Here is a 22,060-nt window from a genome sequence, read left to right as displayed (position 1 = left end):
AGCAATCGTTGTACCAGCGTCAATGCTGCTGATGGATTAGCTGGCGTAATGCCGGCTGAGTGTGGCAATCATGTAGCCATGATCGAGCACACCCGCACTTTCGCGCAGGCTGTGCATGGCCCACATCGGGTTACCGACATCGACGGTGGCGATGCCTAATTGCGCTGCCATGATGGGCCCTATGGTGCTGCCGCAGCCTAAATCGGTGCGGTGCGCATATTGTTGATAGGGGACCTCCGCTTGTTCGCACAAGTGGATAAAGCGCGCAGCCGTGACGGCATTGGTGCTGTAGCGCTGGTTGGCGTTGGTTTTAATGACCGGGCCCTGGTTGACTTGCACATGGTGACACGGTTCATAGCTGCCGGCATGATTGGGGTGAAAGGCATGCGCCATATCGGCACTGATAAAAAAACTGTTGGCAAAGCTGCGCAGCTTGTCTTCTGGCGTGAGATGAGTGCTATGACAAATTCGCTCAATCACATCCAGCAAAAAACTGCCACCCGCCCCCGTGGCGCTTTCAGAGCCCACCTCTTCGTGGTCAAACAGTGCACAAATAGAGGTCGCCTGCGGCGTTTCGGTGCCTAACAGGGCTTCCAACGCGGCATGGCACGAGGCCAGGTTGTCCAGTTGGCTGTTGGCAATAAATTCTTGTTCCATGCCCCAGAAACTGCCGCGCTGGGTGTCATAAAAAGTGAGATCCCAGCCAGCAATGACGTCTGCGGGCACGGCCAGTTTGCCGGCGAGTGTATCAATCAGCAATTGTTTGGCTTCGGTGCTGTTGGCTGCGTGACCAAAAATCAGGGGCAGACCGGTTTGCTTGTTGAGTACCAGGCCTTTTTCATTCACTTCGCGGTTCATGTGTATGGCCAGATTGGGCAGGCGCGCCATCGGCTGCTCCAATTTGACCAGGCGCGTTTGCAGGCCCTCAGGGGTGCGGAGCACCACACGACCGGCCAGACTCAAGTCGCGGTCGGTAAAAGTCGCCAGAATGGGGCCGCCATAGACTTCTACCCCTAGTTGCGCCAGACCTTCTGTGCTGTAAGCTGCATGCGGTTTCAGGCGCAGGCCGGGTGAGTCGGTATGCGCGCCGACAATGCGCAGACCGCTGTCGGCAAGGGCTTGTTGACCAAGTACAAAGGCAATGATGGAGCCGCCATCACGCACTACGAAATATTTACCCCCTGCCTTGAATTGCCAAGGTTCGTTTTCACGCAGGTTTTTAAAGCCATGCGCCTTGAGTCGGCTTGCGACCGTGTCTACCGCGTGCCAAGGGCTGGGGCTTTGATCAATAAAATCCAGCAGGGCTTGCGCGTGTTGTCTGGCTTCTACTGAAACTTGCATATTAAACCCAGTCCTTTTCAATCAAAAAGTCAGTATACAGTTTGGCCTCTGCGCTACGGGCTTCAGGTTTCCAGTCATAGCGCCATTTAACGATGGGTGGCATAGAGAGCAAGATGGACTCTGTACGGCCATTGGACTGTAACCCAAAGATCGTGCCGCGATCAAAAATCAGGTTGAACTCGACATAACGGCCTCTGCGATAAGCCTGGAAATCGCGTTCGCGTTCGCCATAAGGCGTCTCTTTACGCCGTTGCACAATAGGCAAGTAGGCGTTGATAAAGGCATCACCCACTGCACGTTGCAAGGCAAAGCTTTTTTCAAAGCCCAATTCACTAAAGTCATCAAAAAAGACACCGCCGATTCCGCGCGGCTCCTTGCGATGCTTGAGGAAAAAGTAAGCATCACAGTCTTTTTTGAATTTGGGGTAATAATCGGCGCCAAAGGCAGCCAGCGCTTCTTTATTAACGCGGTGAAAGTGGATGCAATCGTCTTCAAAGCCATAGTAAGGCGTCAGATCCATGCCGCCGCCAAACCACCAGATATCCTCTTCACCCGCCTGTTGCGCCCGCGCGACAAAAAAACGCACATTCATGTGTACGGTCGGCACATAGGGGTTATGCGGGTGAAACACCAGGGAGACGCCCATGGCCTCCCAGGGGCGGCCCGCTGCTTCGGGATGTGCGACGCTGGCCGCAGGCGGTAGCTTGTTGCCGAGCACATGTGAAAAGCCAACCCCAGCCCGCTCAAACACGTTTCCGCCTTCGAGCAGGCAAGAGTTCCCGCCCCCACCTTCAGGGCGCTGCCAGCTATCCTGCAAAAAGGTTTTGCCATCGACGAGTTCAATGGCTTCGACAATACGGGCCTGCAAGCCTTGCAGGTAATCAAAGACGGCCTGGGGTTGGATCTGGTTTGTCATGACAGCTTAGTTTTTGATGGCGCGGTAACCGATATCTTTACGGTACTGAGCACCGTCGAACTGGATTTGTTCCAGTACTTTATAAGCTTGCTGTTGCGCAAACTTGACCGTTTCGCCCAAGGCCGTCACACACAAGACGCGACCGCCACTGGTGACTACCTTGCCGTCCTTGAGGGTGGTGCCAGCGTGGAACACATGACCATCCTGTACGTCTTTCGGCAAGCCATGAATTTCATCGCCCAATCTGGGGGTATCCGGGTAATTGGCGCTTGCCATCACCACACCCAAGGCAAAACGTCTGTCCCATTCTGCTTGTGCCTGGTCCAGCGTGCCATTGACTGCGTGTTCAGCCAGTTCGACCAGGTCTGATTTCAGGCGCATCATGATGGGCTGCGTTTCGGGGTCACCCATGCGGCAATTGAACTCCAGTGTTTTCACATCGCCTGCCGGTGTAATCATCAACCCGGCGTACAGAAAGCCGGTATACGGGATGCCATCTTTGGCCATGCCTTCAACGGTAGGCACAATAATCTCGCGCATGGCTTTGGCGTGGATCTCTGGCGTCACCACTGGCGCAGGCGAGTAAGCGCCCATGCCGCCGGTGTTGGGGCCTTGGTCGGCATCAAGCAGGCGTTTGTGGTCCTGGCTGGTGGCGAGTGGCAAGATGTTTTTGCCATCGACCATGACCATAAAGCTGGCTTCTTCGCCAGTCAAAAACTCTTCAATGACTACGCGTGCACCGGCATCGCCGAGCTTATTGTCAGCCAGCATCGCATCGACTGCGGCGTGGGCCTCTTCCAATGTCATGGCAACCACCACGCCTTTGCCCGCTGCCAGGCCGTCCGCCTTAATGACGATGGGTGCGCCATTGGCATCAATGTAGGCATGCGCTGGTGCGACCTCGCTGAAGGTCTGGTATTTGGCGGTAGGGATGTTGTGGCGGACCATAAATGCTTTGGCAAAATCCTTGGAGCTTTCCAATTGTGCCGCTGCTTTAGTCGGGCCAAAAATCTTCAGGTCAGCGGCGCGGAATGCATCGACCACGCCTTGCGATAACGGGGCTTCCGGGCCGACAATGGTCAGCGCAATCTGCTCATCTTCGGCAAATTTTACCAACTCATCGATTTTGGTTATCGGCACATTGATCATGTCAGGATTTGTCGCGGTGCCTGCATTACCGGGAGCAACATAAACGCGGCTCACTGCTTTGTTTTGTGCGGCTTTCCAGGCCAGTGCGTGCTCACGACCGCCAGAACCAATCACTAAAATTTTCATCTTTTATTACCTGATTAAGTTTGAGCCACAGAGAACTCAGAAGACACAGAGTAGCACTCAAAGGCGGAATGCTTTGAAGACGTTCTTTGTGTTCTCTGTGGCAAAAAGAATTAATGTCTAAAGTGGCGAATGCCGGTCACGACCATGGCCAGGCCACGTTCATCAGCCGCCGCAATCACTTCCTCATCGCGCATGCTACCACCGGGATGGATCACGCAACTCGCACCTGCATCGGCCAGTACGTCTACGCCGTCCCGGAACGGGAAAAATGCGTCAGAAGCGACCACTGAGCCTTGCAGGCTCAAGCCGGCATTTTGCGCCTTGATGGCGGCGATTTTGGTACTGTCGACACGGCTCATCTGGCCTGCACCCACGCCTAAGGTCATGCCATTGCCACAGAATACGATGGCATTGGACTTGACGTATTTAGCCACATTCCAGGCAAACAGCAGGTCTTGCATTTGTTGTGGCGTTGGTTGCAGTTTGGTGACCACTTTCAGGTCTGCCATGTGCATCTCATGGTTGTCGGCAGATTGCAGCAAAATACCTGAACCCACACGCTTGGAATCGACGGCATTGCGGCCTTGTTCCCAAGCGTTATTGCCTCCTTGGGGCAAGGCGATTTTCAGCACGCGTACGTTGGCTTTGGCGGTGAAAATGGCCAGGGCTTCTGGCGTAAAATCGGGGGCAATCAGCACTTCGACAAATTGTTTGGAAACGGCTTCGGCAGCTGCGCCATCAAGCGTGCAGTTGAAGGCAATGATGCCGCCAAAAGCCGAGGTCGGATCGGTTTTGAAGGCTTTGCTGTAGGCTTCCAGTGCGTTCACGCCCAGGGCTACACCGCAAGGGTTGGCGTGTTTGACAATCACGCAGGCCGGGCCGGTGAAAGATTTCACAGCTTCCCAAGCCGCATCTGCATCGGCGATGTTGTTGTAACTCAATTCTTTGCCCTGCAATTGTTGCGCGGTGGCCAGGCTGCCTGGGGCAGGGTAGAGGTCACGGTAGAAGGCGGCTTGCTGATGGCTGTTTTCACCATAACGCAGGTCTTGTACTTTGACAAAATTGCTGTTCATCTGGCCTGGGAACTGGCTCAGGACTGGCTTGCCTGCCGCTTCGGTTTCGGTGAAGTCAATGGCGGACAAGTAGTTGCTGATGGCGGCATCGTATTGGGCAATGCGGTTAAATGCGGCCACAGACAATTTGAAACGTGTTGCTTTGGACACGGCGCCCTGATTGGCTTTCAACTCGTTGACCACTTCAGTGTACTGGGCAGCGTCTGTCAGTACGGCGACATCGTTCCAGTTTTTGGCTGCGGAACGCACCATGGCCGGACCGCCGATATCAATGTTTTCAATCGCATCTTCAAGCGTGCAGTTGGGCTTGGCCACCGTCGCTTCAAACGGATACAGATTGACGGCGAGCAAGTCGATATTCTCAATGCCATATTGCTGCATGGCCGCCACATGTTCAGGCAGGTCGCGGCGTCCCAGCAGGCCACCGTGCACCTTGGGGTGCAGCGTTTTGACCCGGCCATCCAGCATTTCTGGAAAACCGGTAAAGTCGCTCACTTCTTTGACGGGAATGTGGTTGTCACGGAACAGTTTTGCAGTGCCCCCCGTGGAAAGGATTTCTACACCCAGTTGGTGCAGGGATTGTGCCAGTTCCAGCACACCGGTTTTATCGGAAACACTGATAAGCGCGCGTTTAATCGTCATAATGAGTTTGAATGGAGTTGCAAAATAAAAAATGAAAAGGCTTAAAAAATGAAAAGGTCTGATGTTGGGATGTCATCAGACCGGGGTCATGCTTATTCGAGGCCGTAGGCGGCCATTTTTTTTCTTAGGGTATTGCGGTTAATGCCCAGCATGTCGGCGGCTTTGCTCTGGTTGCCGCCCACTTTGTTCAGTACGTATTCCAGCATGGGCTTTTCCACGCAGCCAAGCACCATTTCGTAAATCGCATGCGGCGGTTGCCCATCCAGATGCATGAAATAGTCGTCCAGAGACTCGCGTACGGCGAGACTTAATTTACTATCGGTTTGCATTAGGCTGCGAGCTCCTGGGTGCCTGGGTGCTCTTGATCCAGTTCAGTCTCCTCGGCGTAGACCAGACGGTCGTTTTTCGCACGGAGCTCGGCAAAGAAGTCATTGATGGCTTGTAATTGTAATTCTATGGTTTGCAAGGTATTCATATTGTGACGGAAGGCCGCAGAGCCAGATAAGCCCTTGGTATACCAGGAAATATGCTTGCGTGCGACGCGCATGCCGGTGAGGTCACCATAAAAAGCATATAAGTCATGCAAGTGCTCCAGCATCACCTGGTGAATTTCATCTACGGTCGGCGGCAGCATGTGCTCGCCAGTCTTCAGAAAGTGCTCGGTTTCGCGGAAGATCCAGGGGCGGCCTTGGGCTGCACGGCCGATCATGACGGCGTCGGCCTGGGTGTAATCAAGCACAAATTTGGCTTTTTCTGGCGTGGTGATATCGCCATTGGCAATCAGCGGAATCTTGATTTGCTGCTTGACGGCGGCAATCGTGTCATATTCGGCGTCGCCATGGTAAAGGTCATTACGCGTGCGGCCATGAATCGTCAGCGCCTGAATGCCGATGTCTTCTGCCATTCTGGCAATCTGGATGGCGTTTTTATTTTGTCTATCCCAGCCGGTACGGATTTTCAGGGTGACTGGCACATCCACCGCATTGACCACGGCCTTGAGGATTTGGGACACCAGCGGTTCGTCTCGCAGCAGGGCAGACCCAGCCATGACGTTACAGATTTTTTTGGCCGGGCAACCCATGTTGATGTCGATGATTTGTGCACCATTGTCGACGTTATGTTTGGCGGCCTCGGCCATCATGGCCGGTTCTGCGCCGGCAATTTGTACCGAGATCGGGCTGACTTCGCCTTCATGGTTGGCGCGGCGCTTGGTTTTTTCACTGCCATACAATAAGGAATTGGAGGTGACCATTTCGGAGACGGCCAGCCCCGCCCCCATTTTTTTGCACAACATGCGGAAAGGACGGTCGGTCACGCCCGCCATAGGGGCAACCACCAGGTTGTTCTTGAGTTGATGCGGTCCGATTTGCATGCTTGGATAAGTCAGTGAAAAGACTGACTATTTTAACTGCAAATCGCAGATGAGGGAATGTTTAAAGTAGCATTTTTGCTTATTTTTTACGCAGATTAATGTGTGTGTTGATTAGTTGCATGGCGCGGTCGCGGAATAACGTTCCTTCGGTGTCTTTGACCCACATGTGCATTAGGCCTGAGAAAAACAGGTGGGTGTCCCAGGCGAGTTCTTGCGGACTAAGCTGGGTGCCGACCTGGCCGATTTCCTGTGCTTTGGCGTAGGCCTGTTCCATTTTGTGCACGAGTCCGCTACAGTTACCTAAAATAGATTTCAGTACATCGGCAAACTCATCCACGTATTCACACTTGGTCATCATGACTTCATAAGTTGCGCGCGTGGTGGTGTCGTCATTAAGAATCTGTACGGTGTTTTCGAGGTGTTTGCGAATGCGGCCCAGCGGGTCAATATTGGACTCTTCCGCGTTCCCGAGTAGGGTGTCATCCATGCGGTCTATCAGTGGCAAATACACTTCTTCGCGCATGGCATGAAACAAATCTGCCTTGTTCTGGAAATGCCAATAGACGGCGCCGCGCGTAACATTGGCATGGGAGGCAATCTGTTCCAGGCTGGTGCGGCTAACCCCTTTTTGCAGAAACATCTGTCGCGCAGCATCAATAATGTGTTGGCGCGTGATGGCGGCATCTTCTTTGGTTTTACGTACCATAAGTATTTATCGCTCTTTCATAAATTCATGAATGTTTCATTTGAATGTCGTATTTTATCAGCGGTCACTGGCAACTTGTGACGGCTCGAGATGGGCAAATTTTTTGCAAAACCCATTTACATACATTCGTGTTTGTATATAATATACATCCAATGATGTATGTAATCAAGTCTATTTTAAAACTAAACAGAGGATAACATGTTGATTTCACAGACTATCCAGCCTCGTCATGCCTTGCTCGTGCTTGCATTAAGCCTGGGATTGAGTGCTTGCGGAAAATCTTCACAGCAGCAAAATCCAGCCGCAGGCGGCATGCCTGCGATGCCAGTCACCGTGCAAACCGTCGTCGCTGAAACTATCCCGGTGCAGACTGAGGTGGTTGCGCAAACCGAGGGCGCCAAGCAAATTGAAGTGCGTCCCCGCGTTGGTGGCATTGTGCTTAAACGCCTGTATCAAGAAGGGGATGCGGTCAAGGCCGGGCAGGATATGTTCTTGATTGATCCTGTTCCGTACCAGTTGCAGGTAGATCAGTCCAAGGCGCTGATTGCACAGCAAAAAGCCCGCATTGAGCAAACGGCACGTGAGGCGCAACGTCTTAAGGGTTTGCTGGAGAGCCACTCTATCAGTCAGCGTGAATATGATAATGCGGCCTCTGATAACTCTGTTGCCGCAGCGACTTTGTTGCAATATCAGGCGCAACTGCGTGAAGCAGAGCTGAATCTGTCTTATACGCATGTTAAAGCGCCAGAGAGTGGGATTGCCGGTCGCTTTGTGTTGTCAGAAGGGGCGTTGGTCAGTGCCAACACTACCTTGTTGAGCACCATCGTACAATTGTCGCCGATTTGGGTCCGCTTCAGCCTGTCCGAGTCCGAGCTCACAGCGTTGGGCGGGCATTTGCGCCCAGGCCGCGTGCAGGATGTACGATTGATCCTGGCAGACAATACTGAATATCGTTATTCAGGCAAGATTAACTTCTCTGCCAGTCAGATTGACCCGGCATTGGGGACGCAGCAACTGCGGGCCGAGTTCCAGAATGCGGACAGTGCCTTGTTGCCAGGTCAGTTTGTGCGGGTACGCCTGACCACTGGCAAGCGTGATGGCGTCTTCCTGATTCCGCAAACGGCCGTACTGACTGGTCAGCAAGGCAAGTTTGTCTTTGTGGCCGAAAAAGATAAAGAAGGCAAAACGGTGGCCGCGGTCAGGCCGATTGTCGCGGGCGGCTGGTTTGACAACCGCTGGACGGTGTTGGATGGCTTGAAAGCCGGCGATCAGGTCATTGTCGACAATCTGATCAAGGTGAGGCCTGGTGCACCGGTGGCACCACATGCACCAGACGCTGCGCCGGCCCAAGCGGCACCGGCACCAGCCAAGTCTTAACGCATTCACCGTCTTTGTTGAATAAGCCCATTATGTTACCAAGGGCCTGGGCATGTACCAGGCCCGTCTCAGGGAAAACGATATGACCCGATTTTTTATCACACGCCCGATTTTTGCCAGCGTGCTGTCTATCATCATCGTGTTGGCAGGTCTCGCAGCGGCATTCCAGTTGCCGATTGCCCAATATCCGCAAATTGCACCCCCTACGGTGCTGATTACGGCCAGCTATCCTGGTGCCAGCGCAGAAACACTGTCAAAAACCGTGGCTGCCCCGATTGAGGAGCAGCTAAGTGGTGTGGAAAACCTGCTTTACTTTAACTCTAGCTCTGACAGCAGTGGTACTTTAACCATTACCGCCACATTTGATGTCGGTACCGATGTCAACCAGGCGACCTTTAACGTCAGTAACCGTTTGAACATTGCGTTGCCGCGTTTGCCCGAAGATGTACGCCGGACCGGGGTTGTGGTTCAAAAACGTTCGAATGACATCCTGCTGGTCGTGATGCTCACCTCGAAAAACAAAGACCATAATCGTTTGTTCCTGAGTAACTACGCCACCTTGAATTTGCTGGATGAATTCAAGCGCATCAAGGGCGTGGGCGATGTCACCATTTTTGGTGGGCAAGATTACTCCATGCGTGTCTGGTTGCGTCCTGACCGCATGGCGCAACTGGGGGTGTCTACCAGCGATGTTTCTGCGGCCATCAGCGCACAAAACGCGCAGTATGCCGCAGGCAAGATCGGTGCTGAGCCCGCTTTGCCTGATCAGCAATTGTCATTTACCGTGACAGCTAAAGGACGGTTGATTGACCCTGAAGAGTTCGGCAACATTATTTTGCGTGCGCAAGGCCCCAACGGTGTCTTGCACCTGAAAGATGTGGCACGCATCGAGTTGGGCGCACAAAGCTATAACGTGACCTCTGCACTCGATGGCCAGGCCGGTGTGGCAATGCCGGTCTTTTTACAGACCGGTGCCAATGCACTGGATACCGCCAATGCGATCAAGGCCAAGGTGGAAGAGTTAAAAGCCAAATTCCCGCAAGGCATGGAATACAACATTCCTTATGACACCAGTGACTTTGTGAAAGCCACCATCAAAGAAGTGTTCCATACCTTTGGTGAGGCGCTGGTACTGGTCGTGATCGTGGTGTTCCTGTTCCTGCAAAGCTGGCGCGCAACCCTCATTCCGATGATTGCAGTGCCGATTTCGATTGTTGGTACGTTTGCCGGCTTGTATGTGTTCGGCTTTTCGATCAACCTGCTGACTCTGTTTGCCATGATTCTGGCCATCGGCATTGTGGTGGATGATGCGATCGTGGTGCTGGAGAATACCGAGCGTTTGATGAAAGAGGAAGGCTTGAACCCGCTGCATGCGGCGATTAAGTCTATTGCACAAGTGCAAGCGGCAGTGGTGGCGATTGTACTGGTCCTGTGCGCAGTGTTTGTTCCTGTGGCATTCCAGGGCGGCATTGCCGGGCAGCTCTATCGTCAGTTCGCGGTCACTGTGGCCATTGCTGTGGTCATTTCAGGCGTGGTGGCGTTAACGCTGACCCCTGCTTTATGTGCCATGATTCTGAAGAGTGGCGGTCATCACGAAAATGCTTTTTTCAGAAAGTTTAACCAGGGCTTTGGCCGGTTGACCAGCTTGTACACGGGCACCGTCCGCTTGACCCTTCGTCACAAATTGATTGGTGCCGTCGTGTTTGGGGCCATGCTGGTGGTGATGATCTTCCTGTTCCGTACCGTACCGGGTGGATTTGTGCCGCCAGAAGATCAGGGCTATGTCATTAGCATTGTGGTGATGCCAGATGGTGCCACCTTGAAGCGGACTTCCCAGACCATGGAAAACATCCGGTCAGCGGTCGCGAAAGATCCTGCCACCGCGCATGAGTTTGCGGTGAATGGGTTTGAATTGCTCACCGGCGCCAACAAAACCAATGCAGCGACCATGTTTGTCCGTATGACGGATTGGGAAAAGCGTACGACCAATGCCGACCAGATGGTTGGAAAGTTGATCGGCATAGGCATGAGTCAGCCGGATGGCATGGGCTTTGCCGTGAACCCGCCAGCGATTCGTGGCTTGGGTTCTGCGGGTGGTTTTGAGGTCTATGTGCAGAGTCATGGGGATACGGATCCCATCAAGCTGGCGCAAGTCATGAACAACTTTATGGATGCAATGCGTGCCAATCCGCAACTGACACAGATTAATAGTTTCTTCCGGCCGACCGTACCGCAGTTGTACATCGAGGTAGATGAAGCCAAAGCCTTGTCACAGAATGTGAAAATTGCGGATATTTACGCGACCTTGCAGAGCACCATGGGTTCGCTCTATGTTAACGACTTTAACCGTAATGGCCGGACTTACCGCGTGCAGTTGCAAGCCGAGGCGGGTTACCGCATGAAGCCTGAAGACCTGGGCAAAGTGTATGTACGTAGCCAGCCGACGGATGATAATCCGAATGGCAATATGGTGCCGATGTCTGCATTGGCAAAAGTCAGCAACATCGTCGGTGCCGAACAGCTGGAACGCTACAATGGCCTGCTGTCTGCCAAAGTGTTCGGTAGCGGTGCGCCCGGCGTGAGCTCTGGCGATGCGATCAAACTGGTGGAAAAAATCGCCAAGGAAAACTTGCCGGATGGTTACCAGATTGCCTGGACCGGTCAGGCTTACCAGGAAAAACGGACCGGTTCTGCTGCGCTGGTGGCCTTTGGCTTCGCTACCATCATGGTGTTCCTGATCCTGGCGGCACAGTTTGAAACCTGGTCCTTGCCGCTGGCAGTGATCATGGCGATCCCGTTTGCGATGACAGGCGCCTTGCTGGCGGTGTTGACGCGTGGCATGAACAACGACATCTACTTCCAGATTGGCCTGATTACGCTGATCGGTCTGGCGGCCAAAAACGCCATCCTGATTGTGGAATTTGCCTCGCAAAAAATGGAAGAGGGCATGCCGTTGGCTGAAGCTGCGCTTGAAGCCGCCCGCCTGCGCTTCAGACCGATTGTGATGACGTCCATGGCGTTTGTGCTGGGGATTATTCCACTGGTATTTGCGACCGGTGCAGGTGCTGCAGCGCGTCAATCCATGGGGACGGGCGTCTTCGGCGGCATGTTGCTGGCAACCTTTATTGCCACCATCTTTATCCCATTGTTCTTTACCTGGCTGACCAGTGAGAAAAAAGTGCGTCACCATGGTCATGTTGAAGAAGAGGAAGCGGTATGAAACCGACAGTAAAACAACTGGTGTGGGCACAACGCCCGCTCATCATCGCGCTGGCAGCCTTGTCGTTGGCAGGTTGCCAGTTACTGGGCCCGTTATATAGCCGCCCTGACAGTCCGCTGCCACAGGGGTATGTTGAGCCCCAAGCGTCGACGTTGACGGCGGTGCCTGCGGCACAAATGCAGCAATGGTGGTCCTTGTTTAATGATCCACTGTTAACCCGGCTGATTGATACTGCACTGGTCAACAACAGTGATGTGCAGCTCGCCGTGGCACGTATTGAACAATACGATGCCGTGGCGCGTGAAACCTCTGGCAATGTGCTGCCGACCATCACGCTGGACAACAACAATACCCGTACCAGAATTACCGGGGCAGGGCCTAACCCGGTTTTCGGTACCAACCCGCGTAATGACAATAAACTGGCGTTAAACGGCAGTATTGAGCTGGATGTGTGGGGCAAGTTGAGAACGGCCAATGTCGCGGCACGGGCCAATCTGCTGTCGACCGAGTATGCCCGTGAGGCAGTACGCTGGTCATTGGTAGGGCTCGTGACCAATCAATACCTGATAATCCGTAGTCTGGATGGACAGCTGGCAGTCAACGCCGAAAACATCAAAACGGCGCAAGAAAGCCTGGCCATGACACAGCGGCAGCTGGATGCAGGCGTCAATACCGCGCTGGATGTTAATCAGGCTGAGCTAGTGGTGACCAATTTACGCGCGCAATCGCTGGAGTTGCAGCGCCAACGTTCAATCAGCGAGCATCAGCTCGGAGTGTTGACTGCAGACTTAAGCGTCAAAATCCCGGTCGGCGGTTTAATGTCCATGCCGATACCGCCGATGCCTCCCGCAGGCTTGCCATCCACCTTGCTGGAATCACGTCCGGATATCCGCCAGACTGAGCAGGATTTGATCGCTGCACATGCGAATGTGAAATTGGCAAAAGCAGCCCTGTATCCGACCTTGTCACTGACCGGGGCTTATGGTGGCGAGAGTAAAATCCTGAGTGACCTGTTTACGGCGCCAGCCAAAATCTGGACACTGGGCTTTGCAGCAAGCTTGCCAATATTCAATGGTGGACGCTTGAACGCCAGGGTCGATCAGGCCTCTGCCTTGCAGAAGCAGGCCGTGATTAACTACCAGGCCGCCTTGCGGACTGCATTTAGCGAAGTGAATGATGCGCTGGTGAATGCGCGCCAATACCGTGAGCAAGAAGCGGTGGCAGAGTCCAAGCAAAAAACCACTGCCAACATTTTGCGTATTTCGCAAAATCGGTATCAGGCGGGTTACTCCAGCTATCTTGAAGTGCTGGATGCGCAACGTAACCACAATGAGGCTACACAAGCCTTGGTTCAGAGCCGACAAAACACGCTGACAGCCACCGTGTCACTGTTTAAAGCCCTGGGTGCGGGTTGGGATCCAGAGCCACTGAAGAAAAAAGCCGAGGCTTCCAAGTAAGTCATGGCTTTATTCAACGCGCCGGGAGTAGTTATCTCCCGGCGTTTTTATTTGGCCGGCCCCATGCTGGCGAGGCTTGGAGATTTACGGTCTGCCAGCTAAGATGCTGCGATGTCTAGCCCCTCACTCAAGCACATTGCCTTTGCCAGTTTTATTGGTACAGCCATCGAATTTTACGATTTTTATATTTATGCCATGGCGGCAGCGCTGGTGATCGGCCAGGTCTTTTTCCCCGCCAGCGCGCCAGCGGTGCAATCGTTAAATGCCTTGCTGACCTTTGGTCTGGCGTTTATTGCACGGCCACTGGGGGCTTTGCTGTTTGGTCATTTTGGTGACCGTCTCGGCCGCAAATCCACCCTGGCCGCGTCGTTGCTGGTCATGGGCTGCTCGACGTTTCTGATTGGCGTCTTGCCAGGCTACGATCAATGGGGGCTGTGGGCGCCGGCGCTGCTTTGTCTGTTGCGGTTTGGTCAAGGTATAGGCTTGGGCGGCGAATGGGCAGGGGCAGCCTTACTGGCAACTGAATATGCGCCCGTACATCGTCGCAGCTGGTTTGGTATGTTTCCGCAACTGGGGCCTTCGATCGGCTTTTTACTCGCAACCTTGACCTTTTTGGCCTTAACTCTGGGGCTAACGGAGACACAATTTGAGCAGTGGGGCTGGCGCGTGCCGTTTATCGTCAGTGCGGCGCTGGTCATGGTCGGGCTATATGTCCGCTTCAAGCTGGCTGAAACGCCCGCATTCGCGCAGGCACAGTCTTCAAAAGAGTTGCATCGCTGGCCGCTTAAGGCGTTGTTGGTCACGCATGGGCGTGCCATTGTGCTCGGTGCGCTGGCCATGGGGGTGTGTTATCACCTGTTTTATACGGCGACGGTGTTTTGCCTGAGTTATGGCACGCAAACCTTGCACATTGCTCGCCCGGTTTTTCTGGGGCTGTTGTGCATCGCTGTGCTAGGCATGGCCATGGCGACGCCGCTGGCTGCCTGGTGGTCAGACAAGGTTGGCCAGCGACCCGTGCTGATGCTCGGACAAGGTCTGGCCGTATTACTGGGATTTGCCCTGGCGCCCTTACTAGGCAGTGCGGATAGCGGGCTGATCCTGGTTTTTCTGTTTGCGGCGCTGTTTTTAATGGGCGTCACTTTTGCCCCCATGGGCGCTTTTCTGCCACAGCAGTTCCCGGTTGCTGTGCGTTACAGCGGGGCAGGGCTCAGCTATCAGCTGGGTGGTATTCTGGGTGCCTCCTTCGCACCTGCCATTGCTCAATCTCTGGTCAATCAGGGTGGCTTGACCTGGGTAGGGGCTTATCTCTCCAGCATGGCCTTGATCAGTTTTCTGGCCGTCTGGCGCATGTCGCCAAGCGTATCCAACCTGGATTGAATAATAGGTGCATGCAGTGATTGAGTGGCTTTTAGTCTCTGTTTGCCTGCGCTGGTCGGGTCAGCAGTTATAATGCAGTTTTTTTCACGGTGATACGGCATGTTTACCCATCCGGGCTTTAACCCCATCGCATTACAAATCGGCAGTTTTGGTATCCACTGGTATGGTTTGATGTACCTGATCGGTTTTTTTGGTGGCCTGTGGTTGGGGCAGTATCAGGTCAAGCGGTTGCGTAAACTGGACCCAAACTCGCCCTGGCAGGCGCGTGACCCGGACGACATGCTGTTTTACATCGCGCTCGGTGTCGTGCTGGGTGGGCGGTTAGGCTATGTGGTGTTTTACCAGCCCAGTTATTTCCTGCAACATCCGCTGGAAATCTTTGCCCTGTGGCAAGGGGGCATGTCATTTCATGGTGGCTTTATTGGCGTCATGGTGGCCATGGCCTTGTTTGCCCGCAAGCGCGGCGTGATTTGGTTGCAATTGATGGACTTTGTGGCGCCGCTCGTGCCGATTGGCCTGGGGGCAGGCAGACTGGGTAATTTTATCAATGGCGAGTTATGGGGGCGGCCTACCCATGCGGATTGGGGCATGGTGTTCCCAGCCGTGGATCAGGTGGCACGGCATCCTTCGCAGTTGTACGAGTTTGCACTAGAGGGGGTCGCGCTGTTTGTGATTCTCTGGTGGTTTGCGGGCAAAAAACGACCCATCGGTGCAGTGTCCGCCATGTTCTTGCTCTGTTACGGCAGCTTCCGTTTTCTGGTTGAGTTTACGCGTGAACCAGACAGCTTTTTAGGCTTGCTGTCGCTGGGGCTCAGCATGGGCCAATGGCTCTGCGTGCCTATGATTCTGGCAGGGCTCTGGCTAATGCGCCGGGCGTATCGTCAGTCGTAAAGCCAGATTTCCATTAGGCGTTGCCTGGCTGAGTGGCACGTTCGAGGGCACTCAGCCACTGGATGGCATATGCACGTCCTTGCTGTTCTTCGCCACACATCTCCAGGCTAGGGCTTAATCCGCCACAAAACGCTGGGCGTTGTGGCTGCCCAAACAATTTGCAGCGATAGGCCTCATCTAGTTGTATGCATGGCACACCCGCGGGCTTGCCATGCGGCATGCCAGGGATCGGGCTATTGATGGACGGGGCAATGCAGCAGGCTCCGCAGTGTTGGCGGCATTCCATTCGAGGTTAAACATCCACCCAGGGGTAGCCTAATGCAGACACGCCAGCCTTCAGCTCCAGCATGGCTGCAAGCACATGCGCACTTTCGCCCTTGAGACCGACTTCCGTGGTGCGGCGCTGGTTGGTGCGCGGCAAGCTGAACAACTTGAGCATGGGATAACGGCTCAGCATGCTGTTCATCAAGTCAATCAAGTCGCTTTCGCCTGCCTCAGTGACGACAATGGCTTGCTCCAGATAGTCCTGGCCATGAAACAGGTGACTGTAATAGGTGTCCAGCACCCATTCCACCATCGGGTGCGCCATTTCTGGAAAGCCGGGCACAAAGTAATGCTCGTGAATGCTGAATCCGGCCACGCGGTTAATCGGGTTGGGGATGAGCTCACAGCCTTGTGGAAAGTCAGCCATAAGCACGCGTTTAGGGTAAGCCGCTTCCCCATATTGCGCTTCAATATTGGCAACGGCGCCTGCATGTCGCTCAATCGGTACCCCGGCAGCCGCGGCTGCACATTGGCGGGTGTAGTCATCCGGGGTGGCGCCGATGCCACCAAAGCTAAACACAATCTCGCCGCGCGCCATACTGGCCTTGAGCAACTGCGTGATTTGCTCGGGGATATCGCCGATAAAATGCGCCCAGCTCAGTTGCAAGCCGCGGGCAGACAGAAGCGCAATGACCTTGCTGAGATGGGCATCCTGGCGCTTCCCGGACAGGATCTCGTCACCGATGATATAAATCCCAAATTGGCGCATGTTATATTGAGTAAATTACTTTTGAGTGAGCGTTTTAACAGCAGCATAATACCAAGCAATTGCTGAAAATTCACAGCATAGCCGTTACAGCAGCACTTTTGCGGTCTGGTGAGCGCGTCAGTGTGCAAGTGCTTTGATGTGGTTTTGACCCATTGCGTGCTGGCCTAGCCAGCTTTTCAGTCAGTGATCAGTACATTATCGAAAGAAATCCATTGAACAGTTTTCTCTTTGATTTTGTGAGTCCAGCAGACACCATCCTTTCATCTCGCTATGAACCCTCGATGGTCGCCTTGTCCTACCTGATCGCACTCACGGCCTCTGTGATTGCCATCCATCTGGCCGAGGTCTCCCAGCAATTCAAACTTAAGCGCGACCGCCACTTGACCATGCTCGGCGGTGGCCTGGCAATGGGTGCCGCGGTGTGGGGCATGCATTTTATTGGCATGCTAGCTTTCGAGCTGTGTGCCACGGTGCGTTACGAGCTGGTCATCACCTTGCTCTCCTTGTTGCCGGCATTTGTTGCCTCCTGGGCATCCATGCAATGGGTGGCGCAAGCAAGAAAATCTCCTTACGATTTAACCATTAGCGGCGCCTTGATCGGCCTGGGCATCGGGGTCATGCATTACACCGGTATGCTGGCCATGCAAACGGCTGCTGTCATGGCGTTTAATCCATGGCTGGTACTGGTGTCTGTGTGCTCGGCAGTGATGCTCGCCATTCTGGCGTTATGGTTTCATCAACGCTGTAACCGTTTGCGGCGACTGCGGCCCTGGCGCCATTTGTTCAGTGGTCTGGTCATGGCGGCTGCCATTACCAGCATGCACTATCTGGGCATGGCTGCGGCCAGCTTTAGTGGCCCCATACAGTTTGATGAGCCTGTGCCCACCGTAGACCGGCTGTATTTGTCCTTGCTGGTCACCATGGGCTTGGTGACCTTGCTAGGCGCTATTCTGGCGCAAACCATGATTAGTCGGCAGCGGCAATTGGCCCGCGAGTTACAGTTCAGGGAGCATCAAATGCGCGTGATCTTTCAGCACGCGATAGACGCTATTGTGATTACGGATGCCAAGGGGCATATCCAGATGGTGAATCGCGCTTTTGAGGCGATGTTTGGCGTTCAGTCGCAGGCAATCGTGGGCCGTTCGCTTGGCAAAATGATCCCCGACTGGAAGCAGCTCAGCACGCTCTCGCGCAAACGCAGGCAACATGATCAGGCTGGAAAAGTGGTCGCAGAGCGTCAAGGGATACATGCGGATGGACGCGAAATTCCATTGCGGATTGCACTGACCCGTGTGATTGAAGATGAGCTGGATTTTTGTATCAGTTTTTTGATGGATTTAACCGTATTTCGCCAGCAGCAAAACGCCCTAGAGAAACTGTTGACCGAAGATCCGCTGACCGGCTTGTTCAACCGGCGCGGCATGCTCAGTATGATGCATGGCATTGTCAGCCAGCTTCAAAGCAGTCAGCCGCAACGGGGCATTATTTTATTATTTGTAGATCTTGATGGGTTTAAAGCTGTCAACGATACCCATGGTCATCCTGTGGGCGATGAAGTGTTGATGGCCATCGCACAACGATTACCTGATGTGTTGCGCGAAGAAGATATGGTGTGTCGTTTTGGCGGGGATGAGTTCGTGATTCTGCTGACCTTTGCCTCCCAGCCGGAAGAGCTGGCCCGCATGGTTGCAGGCAAGCTGGTCGAAAGCATCAGTCAGCCCATCAAATTGCAATCAGGTCAGGAGATCGCGGTAGGCTGTAGTATCGGTATTGCTTATGATTGGCCTAAAACGGCCGACGACATCGAAGCCTTACTGCAGAAGGCGGATAATGCGATGTATCAGGCCAAAAAAGGCGAAGCTGGAAAAGTCATTTTTTCCAGCTAGGCTGTACTGCATTAAGGGTAAATGCTGCTTTATGCCGACCTGAGCAGACGGGAAATAAAAATCAGGAAGACGGCACCGATCGTGGCGACGATAATGCTGCCTATCATGCCACCACTGGCACTCAAGCCCAGCAGGCCAAACAGCCAGCCGCCGACCACTGCACCGGCAATACCAAGCACCAAATCCCAAATCAGGCCAAAACCATCGCCTTTCATGATCAAGCCTGCCAACCAACCCGCGATAATCCCTACAACAATTGTCCAAAGCATGTGTGTACTCCCCTGTTGTTATGATGAAGCTCTATGCTAAGCACAGTTGCGCCTGTCATCTGTCAGCCCATCTAGGAAAAACCTGTCAGATTCAGCTGACTCACTCACTGCAAACGTCCAGATAGCGCCGCGCCTACCCTGACTTGAGGATTTATTTTTTCAGACCGATGATCAACAAGGCAGCCCCCGCCGCAATCACAATCAGGCTAAGCGCTTGCGGGACTTCCACCTCTTTGGTGATCTCTGCATTGGCCTCTAAAGAGCCGATTTTTGCCACGGTCTCTTTGCTCTCGTAACTAAACCCTTTGAAAATCAGACCAGCTGCGCCGACTGCAATCAATATAATGCCTACCATCGCTAATGATTTCATGCCCAAGCTCCACAGTTAAAAAAGATAGGCTCATATTGACCGTAAGTCAGGCGACTGTCTAGTGGGCGCTCTCCCAATTGTTGCCTACGCCGACCTCGGCTAGTAACGGCACTGATAAGGTTGCCACTTCTTGCATGAGCACGGGCAAGGTCTGTTTGACTAATGCCAGTTCATGTTCAGGCACTTCCAGCACCAGTTCATCGTGCACCTGCATGATGAGTTTGGTCTGCAGTTTTTGCTCGGTCAGCCATTGGTCGACGGCGATCATCGCCAGTTTGATCAGGTCGGCCGCCGTGCCTTGCATGGGGGCATTAATGGCGGCGCGTTCGGCGCCGTTTCTTCTTTGTACGTTAGCGCTGTTGATTTCAGGCACCCATAAGCGTCTGCCGAAATAGGTTTCGACATAGCCTTGCTGCTTGGCCAGTGCGCGCGTGTTTTCCATATAGGCTTTGACACCGGGGTAACGCGCAAAATAGCGTTCAATGTAATTGGCCGCCGCGCCGCGCTCAATATTGAGGTTTTGCGCCAGGCCAAACGCGCTCATGCCATAGATGAGGCCAAAGTTAATCACTTTGGCATAGCGTCGCTGCTCGTTATCTACGGCCGCTTTGTCCACGCCAAAAATTTCTGCGGCCGTGGCGCGATGGATGTCTTCGTTATTGGCAAAGGCCGTCAGCATTCCGGCATCTTGTGAGAGATGCGCCATGATGCGCAGCTCAATCTGCGAATAGTCCGCTGAGATGATCTGGCTACCGGGCGGGGCGATAAAGGCTTCGCGGATGCGACGGCCTTCGGCGGTGCGCACCGGAATATTTTGCAGGTTGGGGTCCGAGCTGGCCAGCCGTCCGGTAATTGCCACTGCCTGGTTGTAGTTGGTATGCACGCGCCCGGTTTGCGCGTTGATCATTTTCGGCAACTTGTCGGTGTAGGTGGATTTCAGCTTGGCCAAGCTGCGGTGCTCCAAGATTACCTTGGGCAACGGGTAATCCAGCGCCAGTTCCTGCAATACATCTTCGTCGGTACTGGGGGCGCCAGAAGGCGTTTTTTTCAAGGGTTTGATGCCCAGTTTGCCAAACAGGATTTCTTGCAACTGCTTGGGCGAACCCAGGTTAAACGGTTGTCCGGCCAGCTCATACGCCTGTTTTTCAATCTCCATCAAACGCAGGCCAATTTCATTGCTCTGGCGGTTGAGCATGTGGCTGTCGATCAACACGCCGTTGCGCTCCATGCGTTGCAACACTTGCATGCTGGGCATTTCCACCTGCTCATAAATAAAGCGCAGTTTGTCCGAGACTGTCACTTGCGGGTACAGGGCCTGATGCAGTTGCAGCGTGATGTCGGCGTCTTCCGCGGCATATTCGGCAGCCACCTCGACGGTGACCTGGCTGAACGACACTTGTTTTGCGCCTTTGCCCGCCACGCTTTCGTAGCTGATGGGGGCAATGCCCAGATGGCGCTCGCTGAGCTCATCCATGCCATGCCCTTTGTGGCTCTCAAACACATACGATTGCAACAGGGTGTCGTGCGCAATGCCTTGCAGCGTGATGCCATGATTGGCCAGCACATGCATATCGTATTTAAGGTTCTGGCCGACTTTTTTAATGTCCGGGTTTTCAAGGATGGGTTTGAGTTTGGCCAGGGTCGCCGTCAAAGCCAGTTGTGGAGGCGCATCAAAGTAATCATGGGTGAGCGGGATGTAAGCCGCTTCCCCCGGCGTGACGCTGAACGAGACGCCGACAATTTTGGCTTGCATGGGGTCCAGTGAGGTCGTCTCAGTGTCAAAGCAAAGCAGGGCGGCTTGTTCCAGTTTGGTGAGCCACGGTTCCAGTTCACTGTCCGATAAAATGGTCTGGTAAAGCCGTCGCGTATCCGGCGAGTAATCGCCACCGGCTTGCCCGCTAAGCTCCTCGACGGTTCGTAGGACTGAATTTTCAATCAATGGTGCTGTGGCACCGTCTGGCAATTTGTCTAAGTCACGCTTCCAGCTTCTGAACTCAAAATGGTCAAACAGCGCGAGTAGCGCAGGCTTGTCCGGGGCTTTGGGGATCAGTTCATCAAAATGCTCACGGATACCGATATCACAGCGGATGGTGATCAATTCGCGTGCCGTGGGTAACCAGGGTAGGGCTTTGCGCAAGTTCTCGCCGACCACGCCTTTGATGTTGTCGGCATTGGCAATGATATTGTCGAGAGAGCCATATTCTGTCAGCCATTTGACCGCCGTTTTTGGGCCGACTTTTTCGACCCCAGGCACATTGTCTACACTGTCACCGACCAATGTCAGGTAGTCGATAATTTTGCTGGGCGGGATGCCAAATTTATTTTCTACGCCGGCAATATCCAATACATCATCGGTTTTACGGAAGGCATCACGCATGGTGTTGACCACGGTAATATTTTCATTCACCAGTTGCGTGATGTCTTTATCGCCAGTCGAGATAATGGTGCGGATGCCTTCTTTTTCGGCCTGCTTGGCCAGTGCGCCAATCACATCGTCGGCTTCAACGCCTTCTTCAATAATCAGCGGCCAGCCCATCGCGCGGATGGTTTCGTATAGCGGTTCAATCTGCACGCGCAAATCGTCCGGCATGCTGGCGCGGTTAGCCTTGTATTCAGGATAGAGATCGTCGCGGAAGGTTTTACCCTTGGCGTCAAACACACAGGCGCTATAGTCAGAAGGATAGTCCTTATGCAGGCGCCGCAACATATTCAACACGCCTTGAATCGCCCCGACCGGCTCGTTGGCTGAGTTGCGTAAATCCGGCATGGCGTGAAACGCGCGGTATAAATAACTGGAGCCATCGACCAGCAGCAGGGTTTTCATCGTGTGTTCTCAAGAGTCAAATCAATGGCGT

General features: G+C 53.8%; 18 protein-coding genes. 6 read left to right on the top strand and 12 right to left on the bottom strand.

Features of this window, described 5'->3' with window-relative positions:
* Nucleotides 1–36 precede the first annotated feature (36 nt).
* From INP77_RS08980 to INP77_RS08950, 7 genes are all read right to left on the bottom strand, one after another.
* Nucleotides 37–1,341 (bottom strand): M18 family aminopeptidase, encoded by a 1,305-nt coding sequence (locus tag INP77_RS08980; RefSeq protein ID WP_194748702.1) that lies wholly within the window; start codon nucleotides 1,339–1,341, stop codon nucleotides 37–39.
* Between the two features lies 1 nt (nucleotide 1,342).
* Nucleotides 1,343–2,257: an oxygen-dependent coproporphyrinogen oxidase gene (hemF, locus tag INP77_RS08975; protein WP_194748701.1), complete on the bottom strand. Its 915-nt coding sequence runs from the start codon at nucleotides 2,255–2,257 to the stop codon at nucleotides 1,343–1,345.
* Nucleotides 2,258–2,263: 6 nt separating this feature from the next.
* Nucleotides 2,264–3,532, bottom strand: a complete 1,269-nt coding sequence (gene purD / locus INP77_RS08970) for a phosphoribosylamine--glycine ligase (RefSeq protein WP_194748700.1) — start codon at nucleotides 3,530–3,532, stop codon at nucleotides 2,264–2,266.
* Nucleotides 3,533–3,642: 110 nt separating this feature from the next.
* The gene (purH, locus tag INP77_RS08965) at nucleotides 3,643–5,247 is read right to left on the bottom strand and encodes a bifunctional phosphoribosylaminoimidazolecarboxamide formyltransferase/IMP cyclohydrolase (RefSeq protein WP_194748699.1); all 1,605 of its coding nucleotides are present in this window, start codon (nucleotides 5,245–5,247) and stop codon (nucleotides 3,643–3,645) included.
* A gap of 92 nt (nucleotides 5,248–5,339) precedes the next feature.
* Nucleotides 5,340–5,576, bottom strand: a complete 237-nt coding sequence (locus tag INP77_RS08960) for a helix-turn-helix domain-containing protein (protein ID WP_194748698.1) — start codon at nucleotides 5,574–5,576, stop codon at nucleotides 5,340–5,342.
* Nucleotides 5,576–6,619 carry a tRNA dihydrouridine synthase DusB gene (dusB, locus tag INP77_RS08955; protein WP_194748697.1) on the bottom strand — a complete coding sequence of 348 codons (1,044 nt, stop codon included), beginning with the start codon at nucleotides 6,617–6,619 and terminating at the stop codon, nucleotides 5,576–5,578. The genes INP77_RS08960 and dusB overlap by 1 nt, the downstream gene beginning before the upstream one ends.
* A gap of 79 nt (nucleotides 6,620–6,698) precedes the next feature.
* Nucleotides 6,699–7,325 (bottom strand): TetR family transcriptional regulator, encoded by a 627-nt coding sequence (locus INP77_RS08950; protein ID WP_194748696.1) that lies wholly within the window; start codon nucleotides 7,323–7,325, stop codon nucleotides 6,699–6,701.
* Nucleotides 7,326–7,523: 198 nt separating this feature from the next.
* Here INP77_RS08950 and INP77_RS08945 point away from each other — a divergent pair, with 198 nt between their 5' ends.
* The 5 genes from INP77_RS08945 (at nucleotide 7,524) to lgt (ending at nucleotide 15,647) form a co-directional block, all read left to right on the top strand.
* A complete protein-coding gene (locus INP77_RS08945; RefSeq protein WP_194748695.1) occupies nucleotides 7,524–8,702 on the top strand; it encodes an efflux RND transporter periplasmic adaptor subunit in 1,179 nt (392 codons plus the stop codon).
* A gap of 82 nt (nucleotides 8,703–8,784) precedes the next feature.
* Nucleotides 8,785–11,922, top strand: coding sequence for an efflux RND transporter permease subunit (locus INP77_RS08940; protein ID WP_194748694.1), 3,138 nt, complete (start codon nucleotides 8,785–8,787; stop codon nucleotides 11,920–11,922).
* Entirely contained in the window at nucleotides 11,919–13,379 is a 1,461-nt protein-coding gene (locus INP77_RS08935) for an efflux transporter outer membrane subunit (RefSeq protein ID WP_194748693.1), read from the top strand. The genes INP77_RS08940 and INP77_RS08935 overlap by 4 nt, the downstream gene beginning before the upstream one ends.
* A gap of 111 nt (nucleotides 13,380–13,490) precedes the next feature.
* A complete protein-coding gene (locus tag INP77_RS08930; protein WP_194748692.1) occupies nucleotides 13,491–14,756 on the top strand; it encodes an MFS transporter in 1,266 nt (421 codons plus the stop codon).
* Nucleotides 14,757–14,855: 99 nt separating this feature from the next.
* Complete coding sequence (lgt, locus tag INP77_RS08925) at nucleotides 14,856–15,647, top strand: prolipoprotein diacylglyceryl transferase (RefSeq protein ID WP_194748691.1); 792 nt, start codon at nucleotides 14,856–14,858, stop codon at nucleotides 15,645–15,647.
* 13 nt (nucleotides 15,648–15,660) lie between these two features.
* On the opposite strand, the gene INP77_RS08920 is transcribed toward lgt, so the two are convergent.
* Together INP77_RS08920 and INP77_RS08915 are read right to left on the bottom strand one after the other, a co-directional pair.
* Nucleotides 15,661–15,933, bottom strand: a complete 273-nt coding sequence (locus INP77_RS08920) for a YkgJ family cysteine cluster protein (protein ID WP_194748690.1) — start codon at nucleotides 15,931–15,933, stop codon at nucleotides 15,661–15,663.
* A gap of 6 nt (nucleotides 15,934–15,939) precedes the next feature.
* Nucleotides 15,940–16,680 carry a molybdopterin-binding protein gene (locus tag INP77_RS08915; RefSeq protein ID WP_194748689.1) on the bottom strand — a complete coding sequence of 247 codons (741 nt, stop codon included), beginning with the start codon at nucleotides 16,678–16,680 and terminating at the stop codon, nucleotides 15,940–15,942.
* Between the two features lie 212 nt (nucleotides 16,681–16,892).
* Between INP77_RS08915 and INP77_RS08910 the strand changes: the two genes are divergently transcribed.
* On the top strand, nucleotides 16,893–18,566 hold the full coding sequence (locus tag INP77_RS08910) for an MHYT domain-containing protein (RefSeq protein ID WP_228518838.1): 1,674 nt from the start codon (nucleotides 16,893–16,895) through the stop codon (nucleotides 18,564–18,566).
* Nucleotides 18,567–18,595: 29 nt separating this feature from the next.
* Here the strand turns inward: INP77_RS08910 and INP77_RS08905 are convergent, their stop codons facing one another.
* From INP77_RS08905 to polA, 3 genes are all read right to left on the bottom strand, one after another.
* Nucleotides 18,596–18,835 (bottom strand): GlsB/YeaQ/YmgE family stress response membrane protein, encoded by a 240-nt coding sequence (locus INP77_RS08905; RefSeq protein WP_194748688.1) that lies wholly within the window; start codon nucleotides 18,833–18,835, stop codon nucleotides 18,596–18,598.
* A gap of 151 nt (nucleotides 18,836–18,986) precedes the next feature.
* Nucleotides 18,987–19,205, bottom strand: a complete 219-nt coding sequence (locus INP77_RS08900; protein ID WP_228518837.1) for a hypothetical protein — start codon at nucleotides 19,203–19,205, stop codon at nucleotides 18,987–18,989.
* Nucleotides 19,206–19,263: 58 nt separating this feature from the next.
* Entirely contained in the window at nucleotides 19,264–22,029 is a 2,766-nt protein-coding gene (polA, locus tag INP77_RS08895) for a DNA polymerase I (protein WP_194748687.1), read from the bottom strand.
* Nucleotides 22,030–22,060: the final 31 nt, after the last annotated feature.

Origin of the sequence: Methylophilus sp. 13 (assembly GCF_015354335.1) — a bacterium.
GTDB classification, from domain to species: domain Bacteria; phylum Pseudomonadota; class Gammaproteobacteria; order Burkholderiales; family Methylophilaceae; genus Methylophilus; species Methylophilus glucosoxydans.
This window is presented reverse-complemented; position numbering and strand designations above follow the sequence as displayed.